Source organism: Paenibacillus sp. FSL M7-0420, assembly GCF_038002345.1.
Classification (GTDB): domain Bacteria; phylum Bacillota; class Bacilli; order Paenibacillales; family Paenibacillaceae; genus Paenibacillus_AQ.
In genome coordinates this window covers 4,554,678-4,578,904 of the sequence record NZ_JBBOCJ010000001.1, presented here as the reverse complement: position 1 = coordinate 4,578,904, position 24,227 = coordinate 4,554,678, and the positions used below count along the sequence as shown (strand labels likewise).

Here is a 24,227-nt window from a genome sequence, read left to right as displayed (position 1 = left end):
CTTATTTGGCCGAAACGTCTCTTTTTGAGCCTGAAACGGACTGAGATTCCGTTATCTTGTCTTTTCGGCTCCTAATCAAGCGGAATCTGGTCACATAGCGGATTCTGAGTCCGCGTGCTCTGGCATACCCGCCTCGTAGGCAGACATAACGGAATCTCAGTCCTCTTCGCTTGTTGACGGAGCACGCCTATGGCCTTGCGCATGGTTATACCGGAAGCTTCACATATGCTAAACTAGGCTAAACTCGTCACAATCGATGATTTTGAATACTGACAACAATGCAAAATGACTATGGAGGTCTATACACAGGTGGATTATGCAAAGCTCAGCAAAGTGGTCTCCTACGCCCTGCGTCACGCACCGTGGGAATATGAACTGGAATTGGATGCACAGGGATGGGTGGATATCGAGCAACTGCTCCACTCGCTGCATCAGGACAAGAAGTGGGAATCGGTCGGTGCAGAGGATCTGGACAAGATGATCGCAGCATCGGATAAGCAGCGGCATGAGCTTGCGGAGGGCAGAATCAGGGCGCTGTATGGTCACTCTGTCCCGCAAAAAATAATCAAGCAAAATGAAACTCCGCCCCCCATTCTATACCACGGTACAGCCAGGCAATGGGTGGAGACGATTCTGCACGAAGGACTGAAACCCATGAAGAGGCAGTATGTTCATTTCTCGGTGGATACGGATACAGCGAAGCTGGTGGGAGGACGAAAGGACTCAAGTCCTGTGATCTTAACTATCGATGCCGGGCGGGCCGCACAGGAAGGAATCAAGTTCTATCACGGAAATCATAATATCTGGCTCGCAGACTATATTCCGCCCGAATTCATTACTGACTTATAGCCTACTCTAACCAACCCCAACCACAACAAAAGCGCCCCAACCAGCCGGTTCACGGCTCGCGGGACGCTTTTATCTTTTACCATATGTTCACAAATCTCTTCTTAAGGCGCTACAATCACACCTGTTGAGATCATGTAATTCCCCGGTGCCGCATAGTTACCTGCATCGTCGCCGGATAAGGTGTAGACCACGGTGATGAGTTTGCCGCTGCCGACAGCAGCATCGTTATAAGTTGCTGTAGCGCTCACTGTAACATCATCCCCCGGAATAACTCCGATCAGGGTACCTGGAGTGATCTGGGCCGATGTATTCCCGTCATAGAGCTTAGACTCTGTGAGAACGGGTGCTGTAATGTCCAACTGTAAGGCTGTGATAATACCTGTATTAATGGAATAGCTAGCAGGTGGGAAATAGTTACCTGCATCTGCTCCTGTTAAGGTGTAAGAGATGGTGATGATTTTGTTCACACCGACATTAGGACTGTCATAGGTCCCGGAGGCATGCACAGTCACATCATCTCCGTCGATGATACCGTTTACCGCACCAACGATTACCGCTGCCGCAGTCGTTCCGTCATAGACTCTGGAGCGTGTGATCTGATCCCGGTCAATCTCCCCGTTGGTGACAATGTAGCTCGCAGGTGCAATATAATTGCCCGCATCTGTTCCGCTAAGCGTATAGACTACAGTTATGGTCTTGTTCGTCCCAACGGCTGATGTATCATAGTTGGCAACGGCGCTCACAGTGACATCTTCCCCGGGAACTACCCCTATAAGCTGTCCGGGGGTCACTGCTGCTGTAGTGGTTCCGTCCTTGAACTTTGCCAAGGTCAAATTAGGGGCTGCGATGGTTAATGGATTCAGTGCGATACTGCCCGTATTCACGATATAGGGAGCTGGTGCGATATAGCTAGCTGCCTGCGCTCCGCTTAATGTGTAGGTAACGGTTATCGTCTTGTTCACCCCAAGCGCTGCGCTGTTGTAGGCAGCAGAGGTATGAACATCAACATCGTCACCGCTCAGCACACCGGTCAGCGAATTCGCGGTTACAGCTGCTGAAGCAGTGCCGTCATAGGTTTTGGACTCTGTCAAGGAGGCAGGAAGCCCTATAGTCAGTTCAATCGCTCTAACCTCAATCGTGCTGGAAGGGGCCGAGATATTGCCGGAGGCATCTACAGCATACACAACATAATGATCAGCAGGCAGGCCCTGAGTATTCAGCGAAGAATAGACGGAGGCGGTTACCGCCAGCTTTTTACCCAGAGCAGCATGGATGGAGCCTTCCAGCTCTGCCGTGGTCACTGCTACAGTGGAAGGAACCAGGTACAAATAACCTGCTTCGTTGCTTGTCCCGTACACATTATCTCCTACAGTAACTGCTTCAAGAGTTACACTGCTAAGTAGAGGGGCTGACGTATCCCCCGGATCAGGAGTAGGTATAGGTGTAGGTGTAGGTGTAGGGGTAACTGTAGGGATCGGCGTAGTTGCAGGAGTGGGTGTAGGTGCCGGTGCTGGTGTAGCTGTAGGCGCAGCCGTTGGATCGGAAGGGACATAGGTGCTCCGAACCGGCGTAGGTGTAGCAGTGGGTGTAGAGGTTGGACTAGCTGTCGGTGAGGCGGTTGCTGAGGATGTGCCTCCACCATTTACTGGAGTATTAGCCGGAGCCTCCTCAATTACTTTGGTGCGCGTTAAGGACACTACGGCTTCCGCACGGGTAATATCTCTGCCGGGTCTGAAGCTGTTATCTTCGGAGTAACCCTTCATGACTCCTGCCGCAGCTACAGCATTGACAGAATCCAGTGCCCAGGCGGCAATATCCTTGGAATCACTGAAAAGAGTGCGGGTCTGCGCGGCATCCAGCTTCAATAACCGGTTGATGATCACAGCGGCCTCCTGTCTGCTGATGGACTTGCCGCTACCGATCGTACCATCTGAATATCCGTTGATATATCCGGCTTTCACGGCTTTGGCAACCTCAGTGTAGGCCCAGCTGCTTGAAGAGAGATCCGGGTAGGAGACAGGTGCCGTTTCAGTGAATCCGAAGGCGCGGTTGATGAGCGCCATGAACTCTGTTCTCTTCAGACTATTGTCCGGTTTGAAGCTGCCGTCGGCATATCCCTGAATGAACCCTTTGTCAACCCAATCGGTAACTTCGTTCTGTGCCCAGTGGCCAGTGATTCCAGTTAATGAAGGAGCGGCAGCGCCAGTAGCTGTTCCGGTCGAAGAATATAGTGCAGTTGCTATCATTAGTGTGGAGAGAACAAGCTTGCCCGGTTTATGATTCAATAGTAAGCCTCCCGAAAGTGTATTGTCTTCGCTGATATAGGCCTTGGGTATCACTAGATCCTCCAGGGTAACAGACTTGGCCTCCGAGCTGGGCTAAATGAATTAATAGTAACACATATCATTCGAAATTAATTTAAATAAATATAATCATTACAAATTTAATTTTCCAAAATATAAATCTGACACTGGTCAATACATTCCGGACCCCCTATGTAACCTTTTCCTCCCGGACCGGCACTTATTATTAGAACACGATAAAAATACAGAAATGAGGTTTGCAGACGTATGCTGCATTGGATTGAAAAGGCGCAGAAGGGCGATGCCGAAGCCTTCCGGCAGCTTAGCGGGCATGTCCGTGGGATGGCTTACGTAGTGGCCTACGACAGGCTGGGAGATGTGCAGCTTGCGGAAGACGCGGTACAGGAAGCCTTGCTGGAAGCGTATATGAACCTTGCCAGCCTGCAGGAGCCTGCAGCGTTTCCGGGATGGTTCAAAACCATTGTGGTCAGGCAGTGTCACCGGCTGCTGCGGCGTAAGCGTCAAGCCTTGCTGCCTCTGGAGGCAGCGGTGCATGTCGCCGGCTCTTCTCCCGGCGCAGCGGAGATTGTTGAATACCGGGAATGGACACAGGTGCTCCACAGGTCAGTGTCGGAATTGTCTGCCAAGCTGCGGGTACCGCTGCAATTGTTCTACTTCTATGGATATTCGCTGCCAGAGATCTCCGTCTATCTGGGAATTCCGGCGGGTACGCTGAAGAAAAGGCTGTATGACGGCAGACGCAAGCTGAAGGGGGCATTGCCTGTTGTCGATCTGGCGGCTGCATTTCATTTGTTACATGAGGGAGGACAGCGAATGCTGCATATTGTGAATGGTGACACGGTGGGAGACAAGCTGAAGCAGGGGATTGTCCAGGGGGAGGTGCTGGTGTGGAGAGAGATCTATTCGGCGGGACCGGTATTCATCGATCCGGCGGAAGAGCAGAACCGGCTGCTGCGGGCGGAGGTGCTACAGGCCACGATGGGCATTCCGGCGGCTGAATATCTGGCGGGCTGTGCGGAGCAGGAGCGGAGGATTAGCGGATTCCGCCAGTATGATGAGGTGGTGCTATGGTTCGAGCATGATCTGTTCGACCAGAGTATGCTGGCCTATCTATTACACTGGTTCAATGGGCAAAAGCTGGGCAACACGAAGCTGAGCCTGCTCTGCATCGGAGATTTCCCCGGGATTGAGCTGTTCCATGGTCTGGGACAGCTGACGGAAGCTCAGCTGAGTACCCTGCCGGGAACCTGGCGGAATATAAGCCGCAAGGAGCTGCAGCTGGGAAGCCTGCTGTGGGAGGCCTATGCCGCTGCCGATCCCCGGAAGCTCGCAGACCTGCTTGCGGCGAAGCGGGAGGAGCTGGCTGCGGGCGCGCTTGCTTTTGCCTATGATGCCTTCAAGGCCCACCTCTCCCGTCTGCCTTCTGTAGAGAACGGTCTCGGGATCGTCGAAGAGACCACCCTCCAAGCTGTAGCTAACGGAATGGATACGCCGCTTAAGCTGTTCCGTCAGGTTACGGATGAGCTGCACCGGCTTGGCATGGGCGATACGGAATACTGGAAGATCCTGCGCACACTGACGGCCGGGACGAAGCCTCTGCTTGAGATTGACGGTGTGGCAGAGCTTACAGACTACAGGGAAGTACCGGAATTCCTGAACCGCAGCGTTACGATGACTGCATGGGGAGAGCAGGTGTTGGCCGGAGCAGCCGACCGGTTACACCTGCAAAGTATCGATGAATGGTACGGCGGCCTGCATCTGCAGGGGCATGACGCCCTCTGGCGCTGGGACCGTGCTGCGGAACGGCCGGTACAGCACCCGTCATCCGCGCGGATGGAATAGAATGTAACCAGGAGGTTTCCCTGCTAAGCTGAACGCTTGGCGGGTGAACCTCTTTTTTGTGTTAGTATAATGAATACTCCAGGTCAAGACAGTTTCATCTGAAGAAGGAGGAGAGCGGCATCAGAACATTAGTGATCAGTGACATTCACGGTTGTATAGAGGAATTCAATCTGCTGCTCCGGCGGGCGGAGTATAACCCCTCCAGGGATCAATTGATCCTGCTGGGGGATTATGTGGACAGAGGCCCGGACAGCAGAGCGGTCGTGGAACAGGTGAAGCGGCTTGCCGAAGCGGAAGGGGTGATTGTGCTGCGGGGCAACCATGATCAGATGGCCTGCGATGCGCTGGCGGGAGAGGATGATAAGCGGGATACCCACTGGATAACCAATGGGGGATTCCACACCCTTCTGAGCTACTGCGGAGGGCGGGATTCGGTGCTGCTGCACCCGGATTCAGGCTGGAAGGATTACACGGAGATGAAGCGGTTCATGCGTACGGAGTATAAGGAGCATCTGGATTTCCTGGGTTCGTTGCCTTACTACTATGAGACGGAGACCCATCTGTTCGTTCATGCTGGCATTAATCCTTCCCTTGCCGACTGGCGGATGCAGCGGGAGTATGATTTTATCTGGATTCGGGAGCCTTTCTACAATCATCCTGTAACTTCTACGGAGAAGACGGGTGTATTCGGCCATACCTCTACGGTAGATCTGCAGGACGGGGCAGGCGTCTGGTTCAGTCCGCTGGGCGACAAAATAGGCATCGACGGCGGCTGCGTGTACGGGGAGCAGTTGAACTGCCTTGAGATTAGCGAAGCGGGATACAAGACCTATGCAGTCCGGCTAGGGGAGCGGGAGTAACAAGAGCTGCGGAGCAGGCGGGATGAAAACAAACTCTCAATTGGTTATAATTGGAATATAAAATCCAAGCGCTCACAGGAGGCAGAGATGTCCAATTCACTCTTAACGAAGAACGCGTTAGCCCGGTCTCTGAAGAAGCTTATGCTCACCAAGCCCCTGAACAAAATAACGATCCAGCAGCTCACAGCGGATTGCGGGGTGACCCGCCATACGTTTTATAATCATTTTCAGGATATCTATGAGCTGCTCGGCTGGATCTACAAGTCAGAAGTGATTGAAGGACTGGACCAATACTGCTGCTGGGCGGGCTGGAAGCAAGGATTCTTAAGCGTCCTGCGTTACACCGTAAATAACAAAACGATCTGTCTGAATACCTTCCATTCGCTGGGACGCGAGCATCTGGAGCAATTCCTGTACGGAGTGATTTACCGCGTCATGATCAGCGTAGTGGAGGAGCTAGACGGGCAGGCGTGGCCGGGACAGGAGCAGATTCCGGAGCCTGTGAGAATGCAGGCCAGACTCGATATAGCCGATTTCTACACGCTGGCCATCCTTGAACAGGTGATCCACTGGCTCAGAGCCGGGGCGAATACAGATCCGGCCGGAGTGGTGGACAAGGTATCACGGATTATGGACGGATGCATTGCCCGGGGGCTTGAGCATTATCAGTCTGCAGTTCATCCGGTGAAGTTATGACACAATATCGGGCGGATGTGTAATCCCTGGACAGTTGCGTCCAGCTGTCCATAGAATCCCTGGTTCACGGCGGTTATAGTGAAGGCAGTTAGCAGGCACTTATCCCCTGAACAAGGAAGGAAGAGGACACATGGGTACATATCAAAGAATTCATCCGCAGGTACAGGAAGGCATCGCTTCACGCAAGGCTTATCTCGTCGGAGGAGGGATCGGCTCCCTGTCGGCGGCGGCCTTCCTGATCCGTGACGGGCATATGCCCGGCCGGAATATTCATATTCTGGAGCAATCAGCTGTATACGGCGGTTCCATGGACGGGGCGGGCAATGCCAAGGATGGCTACAGCGCCCGGGGCGGACGCGAGATTGAAGAGCACTTCGAGTGCTTCATGGAGCTGTTCGGCTTCATCCCTTCCCTGACCAATCCGGACCGGACGGTGCTGGATGAATTCCGGGAGCTCAACCTGGCTGAACCGATTGAATCGCATTGCCGTTTGGTCGAAAAGCAAGGCACCCCCGCCGACTTCTCATCGCTTGGGCTCTCTACCGCACATGCGCTGCAATTAGGTAAGCTTACGCTGGCTACCGAAGAGAGACTGGGCTCGGTGACGATTGAGCAGTTTTTTGACCCGAGCTTCCTGGAGACGAATTTCTGGTATTTCTGGCGCTCCATGTTCGCCTTCGAGAATTGGCATAGCGTGGTAGAGGTGAAGCGTTATATGGAGCGGTTCATGCACCTGATCTCCGGGATGAACCAGCTGAAAGGAATTTTGCACACCGAATACAACCAGTTCGACTCGCTGATCCTGCCGCTGATGAAATGGCTGGAACGTGAGGGCGTTCATTTTGACAAAGGGCATGAGGTTACGGATCTGGAGCTTAGTATGAGCGGCGATGAGAAGGTTGTAACCGCGATTCAGGTGCAGGTTAATGGTTCTCCGAAGACGATTCCGGTGACACGCGGGGATCTGGTCATGGTCACGAACGGCTCAATGACAGAGAATTCTACCCTTGGCGATCTGGACCACCCGGCGGTGCTGAACCGGTCCGTTACTGAACGCGGGTGCTGGAGCCTCTGGGAGAAGCTTGCTGCCAAATCCCCGGATTTCGGCCGCCCTGAAGTGTTCTGCGGGGATATCGACAAGTCCAAATGGCTGTCGTTCACAATGACTTTTACCGATGATGAGATTGTATTCCCTTATCTGCTGGAGCTGACGGGAGATGCTCCCGGCATGGGCGGCGTGGTCACGATCAAAGACTCCAGCTGGATGATGTCCTGGACCGCACCGAAGCAGCCGCATTTCATCAACCAGCCGGACAATGTGAAGGTACTGTGGGCGTATGGCCTGTTCCCGGATGCCGAAGGCGACTATATCAAGAAAAAAATGAGCGACTGCACCGGACGCGAGCTGCTGGAGGAACTGTGCTACCATATGGGTCTTGCGGACCGCATTCCCGGGATTCTGGAGCATACCACTAACGTCATCCCTTGTATGATGCCTTATATCACTGCACAGTTCATGCCGCGCGTTCTTGGTGACCGTCCGCAGGTCGTGCCGCAGGGCAGTGTGAATCTGGCCTTCCTCGGCCAGTTCGCCGAAGTGCCGGACGACTGCGTGTTCACCGTGGAGTATTCGGTCCGCTCCGCAATGATGGCCGTCTATAATCTGCTGGCGCTGGACAAAGAAGTGATTCCGGTCCATCCCAGCAAATATGATGTCCGTGTGCTGCTGACCGCGCTCCGCACCTGCCTGGGCAATAAGCCGCTGCCGCTCGATAAGACGCTCGGTGAGCTGCTGGCGGGAACGGTACTCTCGAAAATGATCTAGCTGCCAGCTTTCGACAGGATTCGTCCGCAGATTATGATACATTTAGACTAAAACTTTCTGCGGAGGAACCCTGATGAAGAAAATTCTGAGCCGGATCGCACTTGCACTGCTGCTTATGACCTTTGCAGCCATTGTATTGTGTTTCTATTTCAACCAGTTTAGCTATGCCTATGGTCTGATTGTAGTTCTAGTGTTGATCTTTGGTGCAATGGGCCAGCTCTATAAGCTGAAGAATGATGAATATATGTACTCCAAGCTGAACAGGAGAGACGAATACGAGGATTACACGAGGTAGCTGATTCCGCTGCCCAGGCATGCCTGGGGTCCGGCAGACATAGGATGGTAATAAGCAAGCGCTTAACCATTCAGTCACTGCAGGAGGAGAATAGTGTGAACGAGAGACTGGCGGCTGTTATTCTGCGGATTGATGCTATTGCTACAGATATTCTTGTACCGCTGCGCCGTAAGCTCATTAATGAGGCGGCTCTGCTTCAGCTCTATGAGGCGCTGGATGAGATGTATGCTCTGATGGAGCATGAGCGGCAGATTGACCGGGAGCTCGCGGCCATCCTCTTCCTGCTCTATTCACAGCTGGTAACCCAATCCAATTATGTGTATGACAAAAGCCTCTTCGTGCCGCATATCGGCAAGCTGCAAGGGTACATCCGCAAAATATTCGGCGGCACGCTTCAGAATGTATAGAACTCAACTAACCGCCAATCTGACAGCCTATGCTCCAGCTACATCTCTAACAGGATGGAACTGGGAGGATAGGCTGTTTTTAATAATATAGCTATGTTAAACTTTGTTGTTGATAAGCATAAAAATGAGGCGACCTCATAGGTGGGTTCGGTGTATCGAATGCATGATTGAGCGAAGGAACGAGGAGGCAGACAATTCATGGGAGGAACGAATGTATGGGATGCGGAGTGGGAGGTTAACGAAGAGCAGGCGCGGACGCTGATCGGCAGACAATTCCCTCAGCTGTCATCGAAGCAAGTGAAGCGATTGGGCTGGGGCTGGGACAATACGGTTTTTCTCATCGGTGACGAGTACGTGTTCCGGTTTCCAAGAAGAACGTTTGCAGTTGGCGCGATTCGTATGGAAGGGAAGCTGCTGCCGGAGCTGGAGGCCTATTTGACCATCCCCTATCCGAAACCGCTGTTTTATGGCGAAGCAAGTGATGAATACCCGGCACCATTTCTTGGCTATGCCCACGTGCCAGGCGATTTCCCAATCGGTCTGACGGAAGAACGCCGGGCTTTATCGGCAGAGACGCTGGCGGGATTTTTGCGGAGATTGCATGAATTTCCAGTGCAGACGGCGCTGGAGTGCGGAGTTCAGCAGGATCATCGAAGCTTGACAGACATAGCATCGCGCAAAGTGAAGATGGAGGGCTTTCTATCGAAGCTGGCTGAACACTTGTCGCCGGAGGAGTCCGGTGTGATCGAAGCGTATATTAACAGTCTGCAAAAGGACCGTGTCGAGGCGGTGAATGTACTGCTGCATGGCGATCTTCATTTCAAAAATATGCTTGTGAATGAGAACGGGATCGTTTCCGGCATCATTGATTGGGGCGATCTGAGCGTAGGCCATCCGGCTTGCGATTTGAGCGTTGCTTATAGCTTTTTACCACCTTACGCCCGCGGCGTGTTTTTCGAAACGTACGGAGGAGCGGACGAGGACACGATGCTGCTGGCGAGGCTGATCGCGGTATACATCCCCATGCTGATCTTAATGCAAGCGGTCGATGACGGGAATGAAGCGATTGCGGCAGAGGCAAAATCCAATATTATGCGGGCACTGTCGGATTAGGCTCATTATTTGGTTGCGGCTATGGGGCTAGGGCTAGCGGCACCATTTGGTCGTTTAAAGGCCGCGATAAGATACGATCCGCCTTCTCGCTGAAACGGCTTTGCCCTCCTTTTAAAGGACGGCAAAGCCGTTTCTACTTGTTTTTATTTTGTCCATTGCCAAACCTTGACCTGTTCCTTTACAATATTGATAATGATAATGAGAATCAATTTCAAAGAAACAGGTGACATTCATGAATCAACAGGCAGTGTCCGGGAGCGGGCTGGATGAGAAGGCCAAGCCGCTGAAGCTGCGGTCCCGTCCCTGGGCGGCAACATTAATTCTTATTGGCGGTTTGATTGCGCTGGCGCTGGGTATCGCTATTTCCGTATCGTTCGGGGCCGCAGATATTAAGCTGTCGGTCGTATGGACCGCAGTCTTTCATTTCAATCCCGATATTACCGAGCATCAGATCATCCGCGAGCTTAGGCTGCCGCGTGTGCTGGGCGGCGTAATGGTGGGAGCCGGCCTCGCTGTGGCAGGGGCTATTATGCAAGGGATGACCCGTAATCCGCTGGCGGATTCGGGACTGATGGGCATTAACTCTGGAGCAGGCTTTGCGCTGGCTGTCTGCTTTGCATTTTTTCCGGGATTGCCGTTCATGTATCTCATACTCTATTCCTTCGTTGGCGCCGGAGCCGGAGCGGGAATTGTCTACGGTGTAGGCTCGCTGGCGAAGGGCGGACTAACCCCGGCCAGGCTCGTATTGGCAGGTGCTGCCCTCAGTGCGCTGCTCTCTGCGCTAAGCGAAGGCATCGCCCTTTATTTCCGCATCGGACAAGATCTTGCCTTCTGGTATGCCGGTGGTCTGGCAGGAACGAAATGGTTCCAGCTGCAGATCATGTCCCCATGGGTGATAGCGGCTATCCTGGGAGCCATCGTGCTGTCCCGTTCGATTACGATGCTCAGCCTGGGTGAGGATATTGCCAAGGGGCTTGGGCAGCGCACAGGATTGGTGAAATTGGCCGGTACGCTAATTGTCCTGATTCTGGCCGGAGCCTCGGTAGCTGTAGTGGGAGCTGTCGGGTTCGTCGGCCTGATCATCCCCCATCTGACGCGCTATCTGGTGGGTGTGGATTACCGCTGGATTATTCCCTGCTCTGCGGTGCTGGGTGCGCTGCTGGTGGTCGGGGGCGATCTGACTGCCCGGATGATCAATCCGCCGCATGAAACGCCGGTGGGTGCGATTATAGCCTTGATTGGGGTACCGTTCTTCCTGTATCTGGCCCGAAAAGAAAGAAGGGAGCTGTAAAGATGCAGAGCCATAAGATAATTTCTTCAGAAGATGCAAGGCGTAAGTATGGCCTGAGGGTGATCGGCGTGCTGGCCGTTCTGATTGTGATGATGTTCCTTATAAGTGTGAATACAGGATACATAAGACTTACTCCGCTTGAGCTGTTGGATACGCTGGTCGGCAAGGGGACGGAGAAGCAGGAGCTGATTCTGTTCCAGTTCCGCCTGCCGCGGATTGTCATTTCTCTGTTAATTGGTACCGCACTTGCCGTATCCGGCGCAGTGATGCAGGGGGTCTTCCGCAATGATCTGGCCGATCCGGGAATTCTCGGCATTAATGCCGGGGCCGGACTGATGGTTATGCTGCTGATCTCTTTCTATCCGACGACCTCGGCGGCACCGGTCTATCTGTTGCCTGTGGTGGCCTTTGCCGGGGCGGCCTGTACTGCTGCTCTGATCTATAGCCTCGCCTACAAGCGGCATCAGGGCATTTCGCCGATCCGGCTGCTGCTTACCGGGGTCGCAGTGGCGGCAGGCATGAGCGCGGCGATGATCGTGCTGACGCTTCGCCTCGACCCGGACAAGTATCAGTTCGTTGCCACCTGGCTGGCGGGCAGCATCTGGGGCACCAGCTGGAAGTTTGTCTTATCCCTGCTGCCATGGATCGTGATTCTCCTGCCTTATGTCATCTACAAGGCACGGGTGATGAATGTCCTTAATCTGGGTGAGCAGACAGCGACAGGACTCGGTGCTAATGTGAACAGAGAGCAGTTCCGTCTGCTGGCAGCAGCGGTCGGGCTTGCGGCTTCCAGCGTAGCGGTCAGCGGAGGCATCGGCTTCGTCGGGCTGGTCGGCCCGCATCTGGCGCGGCGGCTGGTTGGACCGAAGCATCAGCTGATGCTGCCCGCCTCCGCGCTGATCGGCGCGCTGCTTGTCATTGCGGCGGATACGATCGGACGGCGGATTCTGCAGCCGTCCGAGATTCCTACCGGTATTGTGGTAGCTGTCATCGGTGCTCCATACTTTCTGTATCTTCTGGCCCGTACCAAATCTTAAATACAACCAGACCTTGGAGGGATATCAATGAACGAATCAATGGAATTATACGATGTGACGATTATTGGCGGCGGCCCCGCAGGCATGTATACAGCGTTCTATAGCGGAATGAGGGATCTGAAGACCAAGCTGATTGAAGCGAAGGATGAGCTGGGCGGCAGAATGCTGATCTATCCTGAGAAGATGATCTGGGATGTCGGAGGAGTAACACCTATTCTCTGCCGCCAGTTAATTGATCAGCTGGCAGAGCAGGCGCGCACCTTCGATCCTACCCTTGTATTCGGACAGCAGATTGTTCACCAGGCCCGCCAGGAGGACGGAACGTATATCCTGACCTCAGCCACAGGCGAGCAGCACTGGACCCGTACGGTCATACTTACCATCGGATACGGCATTCTGCAGATGGCGAAGCTGGAGATTGAAGGCGCGGACCGCTATGAGGTGACGAACCTGCACTACACGGTACAGGAGCTGGAGCCCTTCCGCGGCAAACGGGTGCTGATCTCGGGCGGCGGCGATTCCGCAGTGGACTGGGCGAATGAGCTGGAGGGGATTGCCGCCAGCGTAACCGTGGTGCACCGCCGGGAGCAGTTCGGCGGGCATGAGAAGAATATTGCCCGGATGAAGGCCTCCTCGGTTGATGTGCGTGTGCCTTGTGCGGTAAGCCAGCTGCACAGCAGCGACGGAGAGCTGATCGATCAGGTGACCGTCTGCCATATACAGACCGGGGAGCATGAGCAGCTTGAGGTCGATGCCGTCATTGTCAACCACGGGCTGAGAAGCGACTTCGGCCCGCTCAAGGACTGGGGGCTGGATATGGGAGAATGGTGTGCGAACGTCAGCGGGAAGCTGGAGACCAATCTGCCGGGTATCTTCGCTGCCGGAGATTTCGTGGATCATGAGAGCAAGGTACGGCTGATTGCCGGAACATTCACCGACGCGGTGCTTGCCCTGAACAGCGCGAAGCTGTACATGGACCCTACCGCTGAGAAGGTGGCCTACGTCTCCTCCCATAATGACCGGTTCAAGGAGAAGAACAAGGCGCTTGGCGTAGTAGATAATCATTAACATCTTCCCCCCGCTCTGAGATACCAGCCGGTGTACCGGCGCTATACCATAAGCTCTATCTGCACAAGCTGTCCCTTACACGGATTATTCCGTACCGGGGGCAGCTTGTTTCAGCTTTTACACATTCCATATGCTGTATAAAAAAAGGATAGCAGGCGAATAGTAAGAGCCAGGAGGTGCGGATATGGAGAATATAAATTCGCCGGTCTCCCCTAAGCTGGAAGACAACATCAGTACTATTCAAGCAAGGCTCGGGAACAGTCCCGATCTGGTTATACGTACTTATGAATTAATTAATAGAACAGCCCGTGTGGCTGCAATATATATCGCCGGCATTACCGACAGAGTGATGGTCGATGACTACATCTCGCATGTGATGTCCTTTCAAGCTCTGAATGACCGTGCGCGGCTTGCGGTAACCCCGGAGGAAGTCTACAGCTATATTAAAGAGAATGCCCTTAGTATTGGCAAGGAGAAGCTGGTTACAGATATTAACGGACTGCTGGAGGCGTTGCTCTCGGGCGATACGGTTATTCTGGTGAACGGAGTGGGGGGAGGCATCAGTGGAAGCACCTGCGGCGGGGAGTCCCGGGCGGTTTCTGAGGCGGGCACCCAGGTCGCCATCCGCGGCTCCAAAGAAAGCTTCACCGAGACCATCAGCACGAATATTGCCCTGGTCCGCAAAATCATCAAGAACCCGGACCTCTGGACCGAAACAATGAAGCTGGGCGATGTGACCCACACCGATATCACGATTATGTATATCCGCGGCATTGCCGACAAAGAGACGATTCAGGCCTTTAAGGATAAGCTTAAGGAGATTAAGGTCGATATGATTCTGGAGTCGGGATATATTGAGCAGATCGTGGAGGACAATAAATATTCCCCGTTCCCCACGATGTTCAATACAGAGCGCCCGGATAGTGTGGCGGGCAATCTGCTCGATGGACGGATTGCCATCTTCGTGGACGGTACTCCGTTTGTGCTGATTGCCCCAACTACCTTCTTCATGTTCTTTCATACGGTCGAGGATTATTATCAGCGGTATGATATCTCCTCGCTGATCCGGATGCTCCGCTTTGTGTGCCTGGTCATTTCGATGTATGGTCCGGCGATCTTCGTCGCTGCGCTGAACTTCCATCAGGAGATGATTCCGACCCCGCTGCTGATCAATCTGGCTTCACAGCGGGAGGGGGTGCCGTTCCCTGCCTTTGTAGAAGCGGTCCTGATGGAGGTTACCTTCGAGATTATCCGGGAAGCAGGGGTACGTATGCCTTCGCCGATCGGCCAGACCGTATCCATCATCGGCGGTCTGGTGCTGGGGACAGCAGCGGTTCAGGCAGGGATCGTCTCGCCGGCGATGGTCATCGTGGTCTCGCTCACAGGAATATCCAGCTTTGCTACGCCTGCCTTCAACATGGCGCTCTCCATCCGCATGCTGCGGTTTATCATCATGGCGATTGCCGCATTTATGGGGCTGTATGGCATCGCTATATTTACTATTATGCTGATTGCCCATCTGTGCAGCCTGCGCTCGCTCGGTGTTCCGTACATGACTCCTATAGGCCCCTTTGTTCCGGGGAATCTGAAGGATACCTTCATCCGCTCCCCCCAGAGCTTCACGAAGCTCAGAAAGCGGCTGGTGAACAACAGCAGCCGCTCTTCAGCCTCTCCTGCAGGGAAAGGGGACACCGGGAGGAAACGGGATGAACGGTAAGAGGCTGCTGCGCCTGATCGCCATAGCAGTGCTGGTCCTGCCGCTGGGCGGCTGCTGGAACAGCCGGGAATTGAATGAGCTGGCCGTCGTAAGCGGCATCGGGATGGATCTCGTTCCGGAGACCGATGAATACCGGGTCACCTTTCAGCTGGTTAATCCGTCTTCAACATCTACAAGTACCTCTCCCGGAAGCGGCAAGCCTGCTGTAGTGGTGGTATCGGCCACCGACAAAACGATGTTCGGTGCGCTGCGGCGGGCGTCGAAGCATGTGACCCGCCAGCTTTTTTTTGCCCATACGCAGCTTATTGTACTTGGAGAGTCCCTGGCGCGGGATGGGATTAACGATATCTTCGATATCTTCGAGCGGTCCCATGAGCTGCGGCTCAATTCAGAAATACTGGTTGCCCGCGGCAGCGATGCCGCCGCTGTCTTGAAGCTCCTGACCCCTGTAGAGAGTTTGCCTGCTCTGGGGCTGGTCAAAAAAGCGCAGAATACCTCCAGCGTCTGGGGAGAGAACCGGCCCATTAGCGTATTTGATGTCATTCATGGCATTACAGGAGAAGGGGATCTGACAATCAATGCGGTGAAGATTAAGGGAGACGCTGAGGAAGGGAAGAAGAAAAGCAATCTGGAGGGGTCGGAGACCCTGACGGAGACGATAATGAGCGGACTCGGGGTCTTCAGGCAGGGAAAGCTGCTCTATTGGATGAAGGACTCAGAAGCACGGGGAACCGAGTGGCTGCTTAACCAGATAGAAGAAACAGTGCTGGATATTGATTCAGATGATAAAAAAGAATCCATTGCCGTCAATATCATTTATTCCAGAACAGAGGTGAAGACCACGATGGAAGACGGCCTTCCCGTCTTTCATGTGACGATTGCCGAGGAGGGGAGCGTCAATGAAACGGACAGTTTCGTGGATCTCAGCAAGCGGGAAGAAATTATGAAGCTTGAGCAAGAGCTGGAGAAGAAGACGAGGATTGAAGTGATGCAGGCTTTTCATAAGGGACAAGAGCTGGAGAGCGATATTTTCAATTTCGGCAATGAGCTGAAGCGGACGAATCCGCAGGAATGGGCGGCGCTGGACGGGGACTGGGGCCGGATCTTCGCGCAAGGCAAGCTGGACCTCAAGATCAAGGCCTACATCCGCAGTACAGGCATGAGTCTGAAACCTTATATCCCCGAAGGTAAATAATTGGCTTAACCGCAGAAATCAGGTGATTGATGTTATGAAAAAAGAAGTGATCGGCCCGAGCCAGCTGCTTGCATTGATCATTCTGTTTGAGCTGGGAACCGCCGTGCTTGTACCTATTGGCCTGGAGAGCGGACATGCAGTCTGGCTCGCCATTCTGATTGCCCTTCCCGGGGGTATTCTGCTGTATCTGGTGTTCGCACATCTCTGCCTCCAATTCCCGAACCAGATCATAAGCGGGTATACGCGTTCTATCCTCGGGCCATGGCTGGGCTGGCCGGTAAGTCTGCTGTTCCTGCCGGTGCTTCTCTATAACGGTTCAAGAAATCTGCGGGAAGCGGGTGATCTGCTGATCTCGGCCTCCTATGACAAAACCCCGATTCTGATCATTAATTCCATCATGATTATTGCCGTGATGTATATCCTGAGCAAAGGGATAGAAGTGTTCGCGAGGACTGCCGAGATTGTCCTGTGGATCGTGATCATTATGGGGTGCATTTGTATTATTGCTGTAATCTCAGCCGGGCTGGTGGAGTATAAGAATCTGTTTCCGCTTCATATGAATGATTACAAGCAAGCCTTGAAATCAGCCTATCCCAACATCCTGATCTTTCCGTTCGGCGAAATGATGTGCTTCACTACCATTCTGCCCCACTTCAACAAATCCCGGAAAATTAAGAAAACCGGAATCGCAGCCATCATTGTCAGCGCCTGTCTGCTCAGCTTCACACATGCAATCGAAATGTCTGTGCTTGGCGAGAACCTGTACAGCCGTACCGCCTTTCCCATGTTTACGACCATTACCCTTGTGAATATGGCCAATTTCATTCAACGGCTGGATGCCCTGGTTATGCTTACACTGATTATCGGGGCGTTCTTTAAGCTGACCGTCTACTGTTATGCTGCTGTTGCGATTGCCAACGATCTGTTCAAGGTAAACGATACAAGCAGGCTGGTTATTCCGGCAGGCGTGATTATGCTGTTCAGCTCTTTTGTCAGCGCGCAGAATTATCCGGAGCATATGAATGACGGGAAGACTTTTCTGCAGACGCTTCTGCTGGTATTCTGTGCGGTGATTCCCATCCTGCTGTTGCTCATTCATCTTGTCCGGCGCAAGTTCGGATTGTACCGTTAGAAGAATTAAGACGGTTTCCGGCGGGATTGACGCTTCTTAGAAGCATGAACGGCTACCTGAACGAACGGGAGAAGCAGGAAGATTGTGATACAGATGGCTTCCTGTAGGGTGGTTGTAGCAAAGATGGTCGAGAGCGAATGAATGGATGCACGCAGGCTGATGCCGGACATCACATCAATGATGACTATTAACATAAGCGTAAGAACAGCTAACAGGACATAGATACTTATAATCTTCATGGGGTCTCCTTGTGCACCGCAAGAATAATTTTGCCGGTTCCGGCGCGGCGGGCTACAGCTATTATCTCCGAGTAATGGATAGGGTAAACGCGAAAAGCTGCCGGAAGCCATTGAAGGCTCCGGGCAGCTTATTCATGACTCCATTATTGTTGTGCCCCGGTCAGCCAATCGGCCAGCTCCTCCGTCTGGGCCAGAACGGCAATCGGATCATAGTACCAGGAGCGCTCTTCTTTCCATACGTAGATCTTCCCGTTCTTGACTGCCGGCAGACTGCCCCAGATCGGGTCTGCCTGGAAGTCTTGAGCAGTCCATGCATTGTCAGTGATGACCAGATAATCACCCGCATATTTACCCAGGGTCTCAGCGGATAATTCTGCCCATTGCTTCTCCATAATTTCAGCAGCCACTCCAGCCGGCGGCTTGCGCCCCAGCGACTGATAAATAGGCTGTCCTCCGCGTCCGAAGTTATCCCCATAGACCCAGGTGGACTTGTCTGCATGCTCTAGAATACTGAAGGTGGCCCCGGCAGGAATGGCTGCATCCACACGGGCCTTGGCGTCAGCAATACGCTTATCGTAATCAGCCAGCCAGGCTGCCGCTTCCTGCTCCTTGCCCAGCAGCTTACCGAAATAGGTCAGTTCTTCATGCGCATTCTTCAAATCGCCATATGGCACAATGACCGTTGGGGCAATCTGACTGAGCGCCGCATAGCTGTCTGCATTGCCGGAGATAATCAAGTCGGGATTCAGCGCGATGATATTCTCCGGTGACATTTTACCGTATGTGCCGGTATCTGCGACTCCTGTGAGGAATTCTTTGAAGTACATATTCTCCAGGGTAAGCCCGGGCGCACCGACCGGTATCGTATCCAGGGCAATCAAGCTGCCCAGATATTCCTCGGCAACAATCCGCTTCGGTGCTGCCGGCACCTCAATATCTCCATTCACAGTTGTCACAGTATGGAAGGCGGGAGCTGCGGTTGCAGCAGCCTTCTCTGGCTGAGCGGAGGAAGCGGGTGTTCCGGTAGCCTTAGCTGAAGCAGCACCATTGCTGCTATTAGAAGAGTTGTTTCCACAAGCTGAGACGATAAGAGTCAATGCCAGAAGCAAAGACAGGACCATCCAAGCTTTCGGGTGAATGCGGCGAGAACGTAAATACGGGATTTTCAAGATGCAGCCTCCTTAATGTAGAACGATTATCATTCTCAATAACACTTTACAGAGTTTGCTATGATTAGACTATGGCTGAATGTGATGTCCGGCCATGTAAATTTATGATGTCAGCGCCTGCACTAGGACCTTCAGCTGAGCCTCGGAGGAGAGCGGGTCGAACCCGTAGAACATGCCAGGCTGATTCAGGTAATAGATTCTTCCGCCTGGAGAGTCATCGATATGATATTGCTGTACAGGGTGAAGAAAGCTCTGCAGCGGCTCCAGCGCTTCAGCAGCCTCCCTACTAGAGGTAATGAAGATATGGTCAGCGGGGTAGCGGGCGATGTTATGGAAGGCAATCTCCAGATAGCCCTTATCCAGCAGTCCCTCGGCAACGAGGCCAAGCGGCGGGCGGAAGCCAAGATCATGATACAGAATCTGTGTCCCGCGCCCGTAGCTGCTGCTGAAGCAGTAGGCCGTCTCTGCGCCAAGCTCCAGGACCATGGCGGTTCCACGGTCACCGATCCGCCGGTCCAGCAGCTGATTAGCCTGGTAGCAATGCCAGTCATAGAGGCTTAACCAGGCCTCTGCCTGAGGCTGACGTCCGGTCACCTCGGCAATCAGCCGGAATTGCTCCCGCCAGTCCATTTGCATGAAGGGAATCTCAATCACCGGTGCGACGGACAGGAGCTGCTTGCTCTTGTCAGGCAAGGAGTAGCTGATAATGACATCCGGCCGGGCTGACGATAGACGTTCGTATAGACCTGCGGAGCCGATTCCTTCATCCAGCAGCTTCCTGGAGGGAACGGGCTGCATGTTCTCCATCCAGGACGAATAGACTCCCAGCCGGGGAACGACTTCGAGCGCATGGAGGCTGGCCGTATGATTGAAGTTCAGCGAGACTACGGATTTGCTCTTACGGTGATAGGCTGAAGGCGAAATCCCTACAACCTGCTTGAATTTGCGGCTCAAATAGGTTCCTTCGCTATAACCAACCTCAAGCGCCAGCGTACTCAGATTCGGGGCTCCTGTAAGGATACGCTGCTGGGCCTTACGGATGCGCAGCAGCGTTATATATTGATTGAAGGTCTGCCCGGTGAATCTGCGGAAGGCACGGGAGAAATGCTCCGGGGTCACTCCGGCAAGTCCGGCAGCCTGTTCTCTCGTCAAATCTTCATTATAATTAGACTCTATATGATGTAGTACACGGTCAATCCAATGAGCCTGCGGTTCTTTGTACTCGGCAGCACTATTATGCAGCTCAGTGAGCAGGTCAGTGAACAGAGCTTGTAAGGCAAATGGCGTGCGCTGCTCCGGCTGGTTCCAGCTGCTAAGAAGCTGCACAGCAAGCGTGCTTACCTGGGGAGGGCAGCTTCGGACCGGCAGATCATGGTTCAGCGGGCTGAAGGGCCGGCTGTTGCCGGAGATCACCGCATATTCGATCCACACACCCTGCAGCTTATGGTTGCGGGGCAGCCTGATATCCACCGGACTGTCACTGCACAAGGTATGACCGCCGGATAGACGGATACGTTCTCCATTTCGCTCGATGACTCCGCTTCCGCCGGTGACAACTACCAGGAATGAGGTGAAGGGGGAAATGGGATTTTCCCGGTTAAAGGAGGCTTGATCCAGTGCCGTAACATGTACCGGAATATAAAAGCTATGAGGAGTAGGCAATGAACTGCCGGCATTTCGCGTCTGCATGTTTCGAGTCACTCTTTTCTTAGATGATAATCATTCTCAGTAATAGTATAACAGTCTTTCCTGCTATTGACGATCCTCGAATCGGAAGGTAAAGTTTAGGGTCAGAGACAAGCAGGGTATAGTTGTATTAGAGGGGGCGAAGAAGGCCATGACAACCTGGAATCTGCAAGGAACGGTCAGCCATTTGCTGATCTGTAACGGAAGTGACTGCAAGAAGCATAAGGGTGAAGAGGTAGCGGAAGCGATTGAGGATGAGATTACGAAGCAAGGGGCAGATGCGCTGATACATACAACAGTAACCCGCTGCAACGGAAGATGCTCGGATGCATGTGTCGTGATCTCTTACCCGGAAGGCGTATGGTACAGGGATATCACCCCTAAATCTGCCAAAAGCCTGGTGCGCAAGGTGCTGAAGGGAGAACAGCTCGAAGAGAATCTGCTCTATACGTATGAAGAAGGCTTCAAGGCCGCTACTCCCAAGGGTGCCAAAGGTAAGAAGAAGAAATGATAATATAGTGATCAGTGCAGCCCGCCGCTGGAATTCTCCGGCTAAGGGCTGTTTATTTTTTCCAAAGAGGGCTTTACAATAGATAGAAAAGTCTAAGAGGGGGAAGCGGGATGTTTGTAAGCTTCGGGCCGGGGGATGATGTGCTGCACACAGGGCAGTTCATGCAGGAAGAGGTAGAATATAATCTCATTCATTTGATTGTCGAGAACGAGGAAGCACTGCGGATCAGGACAGAGGAGAATGATCTGATCTTCGCCCATGCCGCCGGGCGTAACTCGTGGTTGTGGTTATCACCAGAGCTGGCTGAAGAGAGGCGCCGTTCCCTTGTCCGGGAGCTGGCAGAAATGCTGGAGGACCGCGAATTGCCGGGGGTTAACGGAACGCCGGAGACGGGGAAGCTGTTCGCCGATGCGTACAGCGAACTTACCGGTAAGTCTCACTACGTACGGATGATGATGGAAGCTTATCACTGCCCGGAGGTGCAGCTGCCGTATGGTGTCAGCGGCAAGCTGCAGCAGGCGGGGCCAGGTGATATTCCGCTCATCGCCGGGTACTTAGCCGGATTCGTGCAGGATTGCTTCGGTACGGAGAGTGCAGCGGAGGATCATCTGGACTATGCCGCGGCGGTTACGGATTCGGGCAAGCTCCGTCTATGGATCGACCGGGAACAGCCGGTGTCCATGGTTAATCTGGCCCATCAGTCTGCCAGGCAAGCGCGGATTAATGAAGTGTTCACTCCGCGTGAGTTCCGCAAGCACGGGTATGCGAGTGCGGCTGTAGCTGCCCTGTGTGCCGAGCTGCTCAGCACACAGGGCGTGACGCCCATGCTCTACGCCGATGCGGCGAATCCCGATTCCAATAAGGTCTATCAGTCGGTGGGCTTCAAGCGGACCGGAAGCATTGTTGATTTGCGCTTTCAGTAAGGTTGTAATTATTAAGTCTATTACAGGGAGGAATGTCAAAGGATGCTGCAAGGAATGAAAATAATAGTGACCGGTGCTGCTTCAGGTATTGGTAAGGCCATTGTCAGACATAGTCTGGAGGCGGGAGCTGAAGTCATTGGTTGTGACCTGGATGGTCCCCGTCTGGAGGAGTTGAAGCACGAAGCCGCTTCGGATAAGCTCTACACTTACCGGCTGGATGTCGCCGATTACAGCGGGGTGGAGCACTTCTTCTCAGCCATTCAGCAAGAGCATGCCGATGTGAGCGGGCTGGTCAACAATGCAGGGATCTATCTGGGCCGCAGCCTGCTGGAGTATACACCGGAGGAGATCAACCGGGTGATGGATATCAATATCAAAGGGTATGTCTACTTCTCCCAGGCCTTCGGACGCATGCTGCTGGAGCAGAAGCAAAAGGGCGTCATCGTCAACATGTCATCAGTCTCCGGCCAGGAAGGCAGCTCCGATGCAGTATACGGTCTAACGAAGGCTGCTATTCTTGGCTTGACCAAGAGCTGCGCAATGAATTTTGCCCCTTTGATCCGCGTGAATGCAGTGGCTCCGACCATGGCGGACACCCCGATGATGGGACATATCCCCGCCTGGAGGCAGCAGGAATACCGGGAACACCAGTTAAATCCTGAACCGCTGCTGGCGGAGGATGTGGCCGATACGGTGATTTTTATGCTGAGCAGCAGAGCCAGAGCTTATACAGGAGCCACCTTTGATATTAACAATGGCTGCTATTTGCGTTGATTGTCCCTGATTTGACTTGCAGCCACAGGGTTACTATGCTTATACATAGTGCAAATAATCACACTTAACAGGTAAGAGTTGCAGCTAGGGGGCGGCAGGATATGGATAAACGGCAGGTATGGCCGGATAAATTCAAAAAGTTTTTTCTGAACAACAAGTTTGTGGTGGGTCTGCTGATTGCGCTGCTGGTGGGCTTAACGATACTCGTATTCTCAAAGATTCCGTTTGTGTTCAAGCCGCTGTCTGTGCTTCTGCATACGGTGGCAGCGCCGCTGCTGCTCTCCGGGATCGCCTATTATCTGTTGAATCCGCTGGTGGACCGTCTGGAGAAGAGAAGCCGGGTGAAGCGGGCGTATGGCATTGTCATTCTGTATCTGATCATTATGGGGATCATTACCCTGGTTCTGCTTATGGTCATCCCGATTATCCGCACCCAGCTTATGGGCCTGATTGACAACTTCCCCGTCTACAGTGAGCAGATCCAGGAGGAATTCCTCCAGCTTACCGGCAGTGAACTGTTCAATAAGATTCAGTCGAGCGTAGGCACGGACCTTAGTGATATCACCAGCAAGGTGACGACCTGGGCCACAACCTTCCTGAATAATGCTGTCAGCGGCGTAGGCAGCTTCGTTGGAACCCTGACCGAAATTGTTCTGGCTGTAGTGACTACACCCTTCATTCTCTTTTATCTCCTGCGCGACGGCAAAAGATTGCCCGACTATCTCATGAGACTCATCCCTACCGCACTGCGGCCGCAGTCCCGGATGGTTATGCAGGAGATGAACAATCAGATCGCATCGTATATCCGCGGCCAGATTATTGTCAGCTGTTGCATCGGAGCATTGCTCTATATCGGGTACCTGATTATCGGGCTGGAGTATTCGCTGGTTCTGGCGATCGTTGCCGCTTGTACGGCTGTAGTTCCTTATTTGGGGCCGGCCATTGCGATTACCCCTGCGCTGATCGTGGCGATGGTTACCTCACCGTTCATGCTGCTGAAGATGGTCATTGTCTGGACCGCAGTTCAACTGATCGAAGGGAAGTTCATCTCGCCGCAGATTATGGGGAAATCGCTTAGGATTCACCCGATTACGATTATTTTTGTGATTATTTTTGCCGGAAAAATGTTCGGTGTACTCGGTATCATACTGGCGGTTCCGGGCTATGCCGTGCTTAAAGTGGTAATGACCCATATCTTCCAGTGGTTCCGCTTCCGCTCCGGGCTCTACAGAGTCATTGAAGAAAAGACTGAGGAATAAAGCGAAAAGGAATGA

At 53.3% G+C, this 24,227-nt stretch carries 22 protein-coding genes; 18 read left to right on the top strand and 4 right to left on the bottom strand.

The genetic code is table 11. From position 1 onward, the window contains the following. Nucleotides 1-309: 309 nt before the first annotated feature. Complete coding sequence (locus MKX51_RS19690) at nucleotides 310-849, top strand: RNA 2'-phosphotransferase (protein WP_340993539.1); 540 nt, start codon at nucleotides 310-312, stop codon at nucleotides 847-849. Nucleotides 850-950: 101 nt separating this feature from the next. On the opposite strand, the gene MKX51_RS19685 is transcribed toward MKX51_RS19690, so the two are convergent. Further along, entirely contained in the window at nucleotides 951-3,134 is a 2,184-nt protein-coding gene (locus tag MKX51_RS19685) for a YDG domain-containing protein (RefSeq protein ID WP_340993538.1), read from the bottom strand. 285 nt (nucleotides 3,135-3,419) lie between these two features. On the opposite strand from MKX51_RS19685, the gene MKX51_RS19680 reads away from it, so the two are divergent. The 13 genes from MKX51_RS19680 to MKX51_RS19620 all read left to right on the top strand — a co-directional run bounded on the left by MKX51_RS19680 (nucleotide 3,420) and on the right by MKX51_RS19620 (nucleotide 17,651). Further along, nucleotides 3,420-5,015, top strand: a complete 1,596-nt coding sequence (locus MKX51_RS19680) for a sigma-70 family RNA polymerase sigma factor (RefSeq protein ID WP_340993537.1) — start codon at nucleotides 3,420-3,422, stop codon at nucleotides 5,013-5,015. A gap of 131 nt (nucleotides 5,016-5,146) precedes the next feature. Then, on the top strand, nucleotides 5,147-5,875 hold the full coding sequence (locus MKX51_RS19675) for a metallophosphoesterase family protein (RefSeq protein ID WP_340993536.1): 729 nt from the start codon (nucleotides 5,147-5,149) through the stop codon (nucleotides 5,873-5,875). A gap of 87 nt (nucleotides 5,876-5,962) precedes the next feature. Continuing rightward, the gene (locus MKX51_RS19670) at nucleotides 5,963-6,571 is read left to right on the top strand and encodes a TetR/AcrR family transcriptional regulator C-terminal domain-containing protein (protein WP_076084289.1); all 609 of its coding nucleotides are present in this window, start codon (nucleotides 5,963-5,965) and stop codon (nucleotides 6,569-6,571) included. Between the two features lie 130 nt (nucleotides 6,572-6,701). Beyond that, nucleotides 6,702-8,396, top strand: a complete 1,695-nt coding sequence (locus MKX51_RS19665) for an oleate hydratase (protein ID WP_340993535.1) — start codon at nucleotides 6,702-6,704, stop codon at nucleotides 8,394-8,396. A 73-nt stretch (nucleotides 8,397-8,469) separates the two neighbouring features. After that, nucleotides 8,470-8,691: a hypothetical protein gene (locus MKX51_RS19660; RefSeq protein WP_340939561.1), complete on the top strand. Its 222-nt coding sequence runs from the start codon at nucleotides 8,470-8,472 to the stop codon at nucleotides 8,689-8,691. A gap of 95 nt (nucleotides 8,692-8,786) precedes the next feature. Next, nucleotides 8,787-9,098, top strand: a complete 312-nt coding sequence (locus MKX51_RS19655; RefSeq protein WP_340993534.1) for a hypothetical protein — start codon at nucleotides 8,787-8,789, stop codon at nucleotides 9,096-9,098. A gap of 198 nt (nucleotides 9,099-9,296) precedes the next feature. Next, entirely contained in the window at nucleotides 9,297-10,211 is a 915-nt protein-coding gene (locus tag MKX51_RS19650) for a phosphotransferase (protein ID WP_340993533.1), read from the top strand. Between the two features lie 232 nt (nucleotides 10,212-10,443). Next, nucleotides 10,444-11,502, top strand: a complete 1,059-nt coding sequence (locus MKX51_RS19645; RefSeq protein ID WP_340939565.1) for a FecCD family ABC transporter permease — start codon at nucleotides 10,444-10,446, stop codon at nucleotides 11,500-11,502. Nucleotides 11,503-11,504: 2 nt separating this feature from the next. Then, nucleotides 11,505-12,539, top strand: coding sequence for a FecCD family ABC transporter permease (locus MKX51_RS19640; RefSeq protein ID WP_340993532.1), 1,035 nt, complete (start codon nucleotides 11,505-11,507; stop codon nucleotides 12,537-12,539). A 27-nt stretch (nucleotides 12,540-12,566) separates the two neighbouring features. Beyond that, entirely contained in the window at nucleotides 12,567-13,607 is a 1,041-nt protein-coding gene (locus tag MKX51_RS19635) for an NAD(P)/FAD-dependent oxidoreductase (RefSeq protein WP_340939567.1), read from the top strand. Nucleotides 13,608-13,791: 184 nt separating this feature from the next. Continuing rightward, nucleotides 13,792-15,324: a spore germination protein gene (locus tag MKX51_RS19630; RefSeq protein WP_340993531.1), complete on the top strand. Its 1,533-nt coding sequence runs from the start codon at nucleotides 13,792-13,794 to the stop codon at nucleotides 15,322-15,324. Further along, nucleotides 15,314-16,519, top strand: coding sequence for a Ger(x)C family spore germination protein (locus tag MKX51_RS19625; RefSeq protein WP_340993530.1), 1,206 nt, complete (start codon nucleotides 15,314-15,316; stop codon nucleotides 16,517-16,519). Before MKX51_RS19630 ends, MKX51_RS19625 begins: the two co-directional genes overlap by 11 nt. Before the next feature lie 34 nt (nucleotides 16,520-16,553). Next, on the top strand, nucleotides 16,554-17,651 hold the full coding sequence (locus tag MKX51_RS19620; RefSeq protein WP_340993529.1) for a GerAB/ArcD/ProY family transporter: 1,098 nt from the start codon (nucleotides 16,554-16,556) through the stop codon (nucleotides 17,649-17,651). A gap of 5 nt (nucleotides 17,652-17,656) precedes the next feature. On the opposite strand, the gene MKX51_RS19615 is transcribed toward MKX51_RS19620, so the two are convergent. The 3 genes from MKX51_RS19615 to MKX51_RS19605 form a co-directional block, all read right to left on the bottom strand. Continuing rightward, nucleotides 17,657-17,890, bottom strand: coding sequence for a hypothetical protein (locus MKX51_RS19615; RefSeq protein ID WP_340993528.1), 234 nt, complete (start codon nucleotides 17,888-17,890; stop codon nucleotides 17,657-17,659). 143 nt (nucleotides 17,891-18,033) lie between these two features. Beyond that, nucleotides 18,034-19,059, bottom strand: coding sequence for an ABC transporter substrate-binding protein (locus MKX51_RS19610; RefSeq protein ID WP_445322018.1), 1,026 nt, complete (start codon nucleotides 19,057-19,059; stop codon nucleotides 18,034-18,036). 102 nt (nucleotides 19,060-19,161) lie between these two features. Then, entirely contained in the window at nucleotides 19,162-20,748 is a 1,587-nt protein-coding gene (locus MKX51_RS19605; RefSeq protein WP_340993527.1) for an AraC family transcriptional regulator, read from the bottom strand. A gap of 148 nt (nucleotides 20,749-20,896) precedes the next feature. Between MKX51_RS19605 and MKX51_RS19600 the strand changes: the two genes are divergently transcribed. From MKX51_RS19600 to MKX51_RS19585, 4 genes are all read left to right on the top strand, one after another. Then, nucleotides 20,897-21,256 (top strand): (2Fe-2S) ferredoxin domain-containing protein, encoded by a 360-nt coding sequence (locus tag MKX51_RS19600; RefSeq protein WP_340939579.1) that lies wholly within the window; start codon nucleotides 20,897-20,899, stop codon nucleotides 21,254-21,256. 110 nt (nucleotides 21,257-21,366) lie between these two features. Beyond that, nucleotides 21,367-22,179, top strand: coding sequence for a GNAT family N-acetyltransferase (locus tag MKX51_RS19595; RefSeq protein WP_340993526.1), 813 nt, complete (start codon nucleotides 21,367-21,369; stop codon nucleotides 22,177-22,179). Between the two features lie 42 nt (nucleotides 22,180-22,221). Continuing rightward, a complete protein-coding gene (locus MKX51_RS19590; protein ID WP_340993525.1) occupies nucleotides 22,222-22,953 on the top strand; it encodes an SDR family NAD(P)-dependent oxidoreductase in 732 nt (243 codons plus the stop codon). A 101-nt stretch (nucleotides 22,954-23,054) separates the two neighbouring features. Beyond that, entirely contained in the window at nucleotides 23,055-24,212 is a 1,158-nt protein-coding gene (locus MKX51_RS19585) for an AI-2E family transporter (RefSeq protein WP_340993524.1), read from the top strand. The last annotated feature ends 15 nt before the right edge of the window (nucleotides 24,213-24,227 follow it).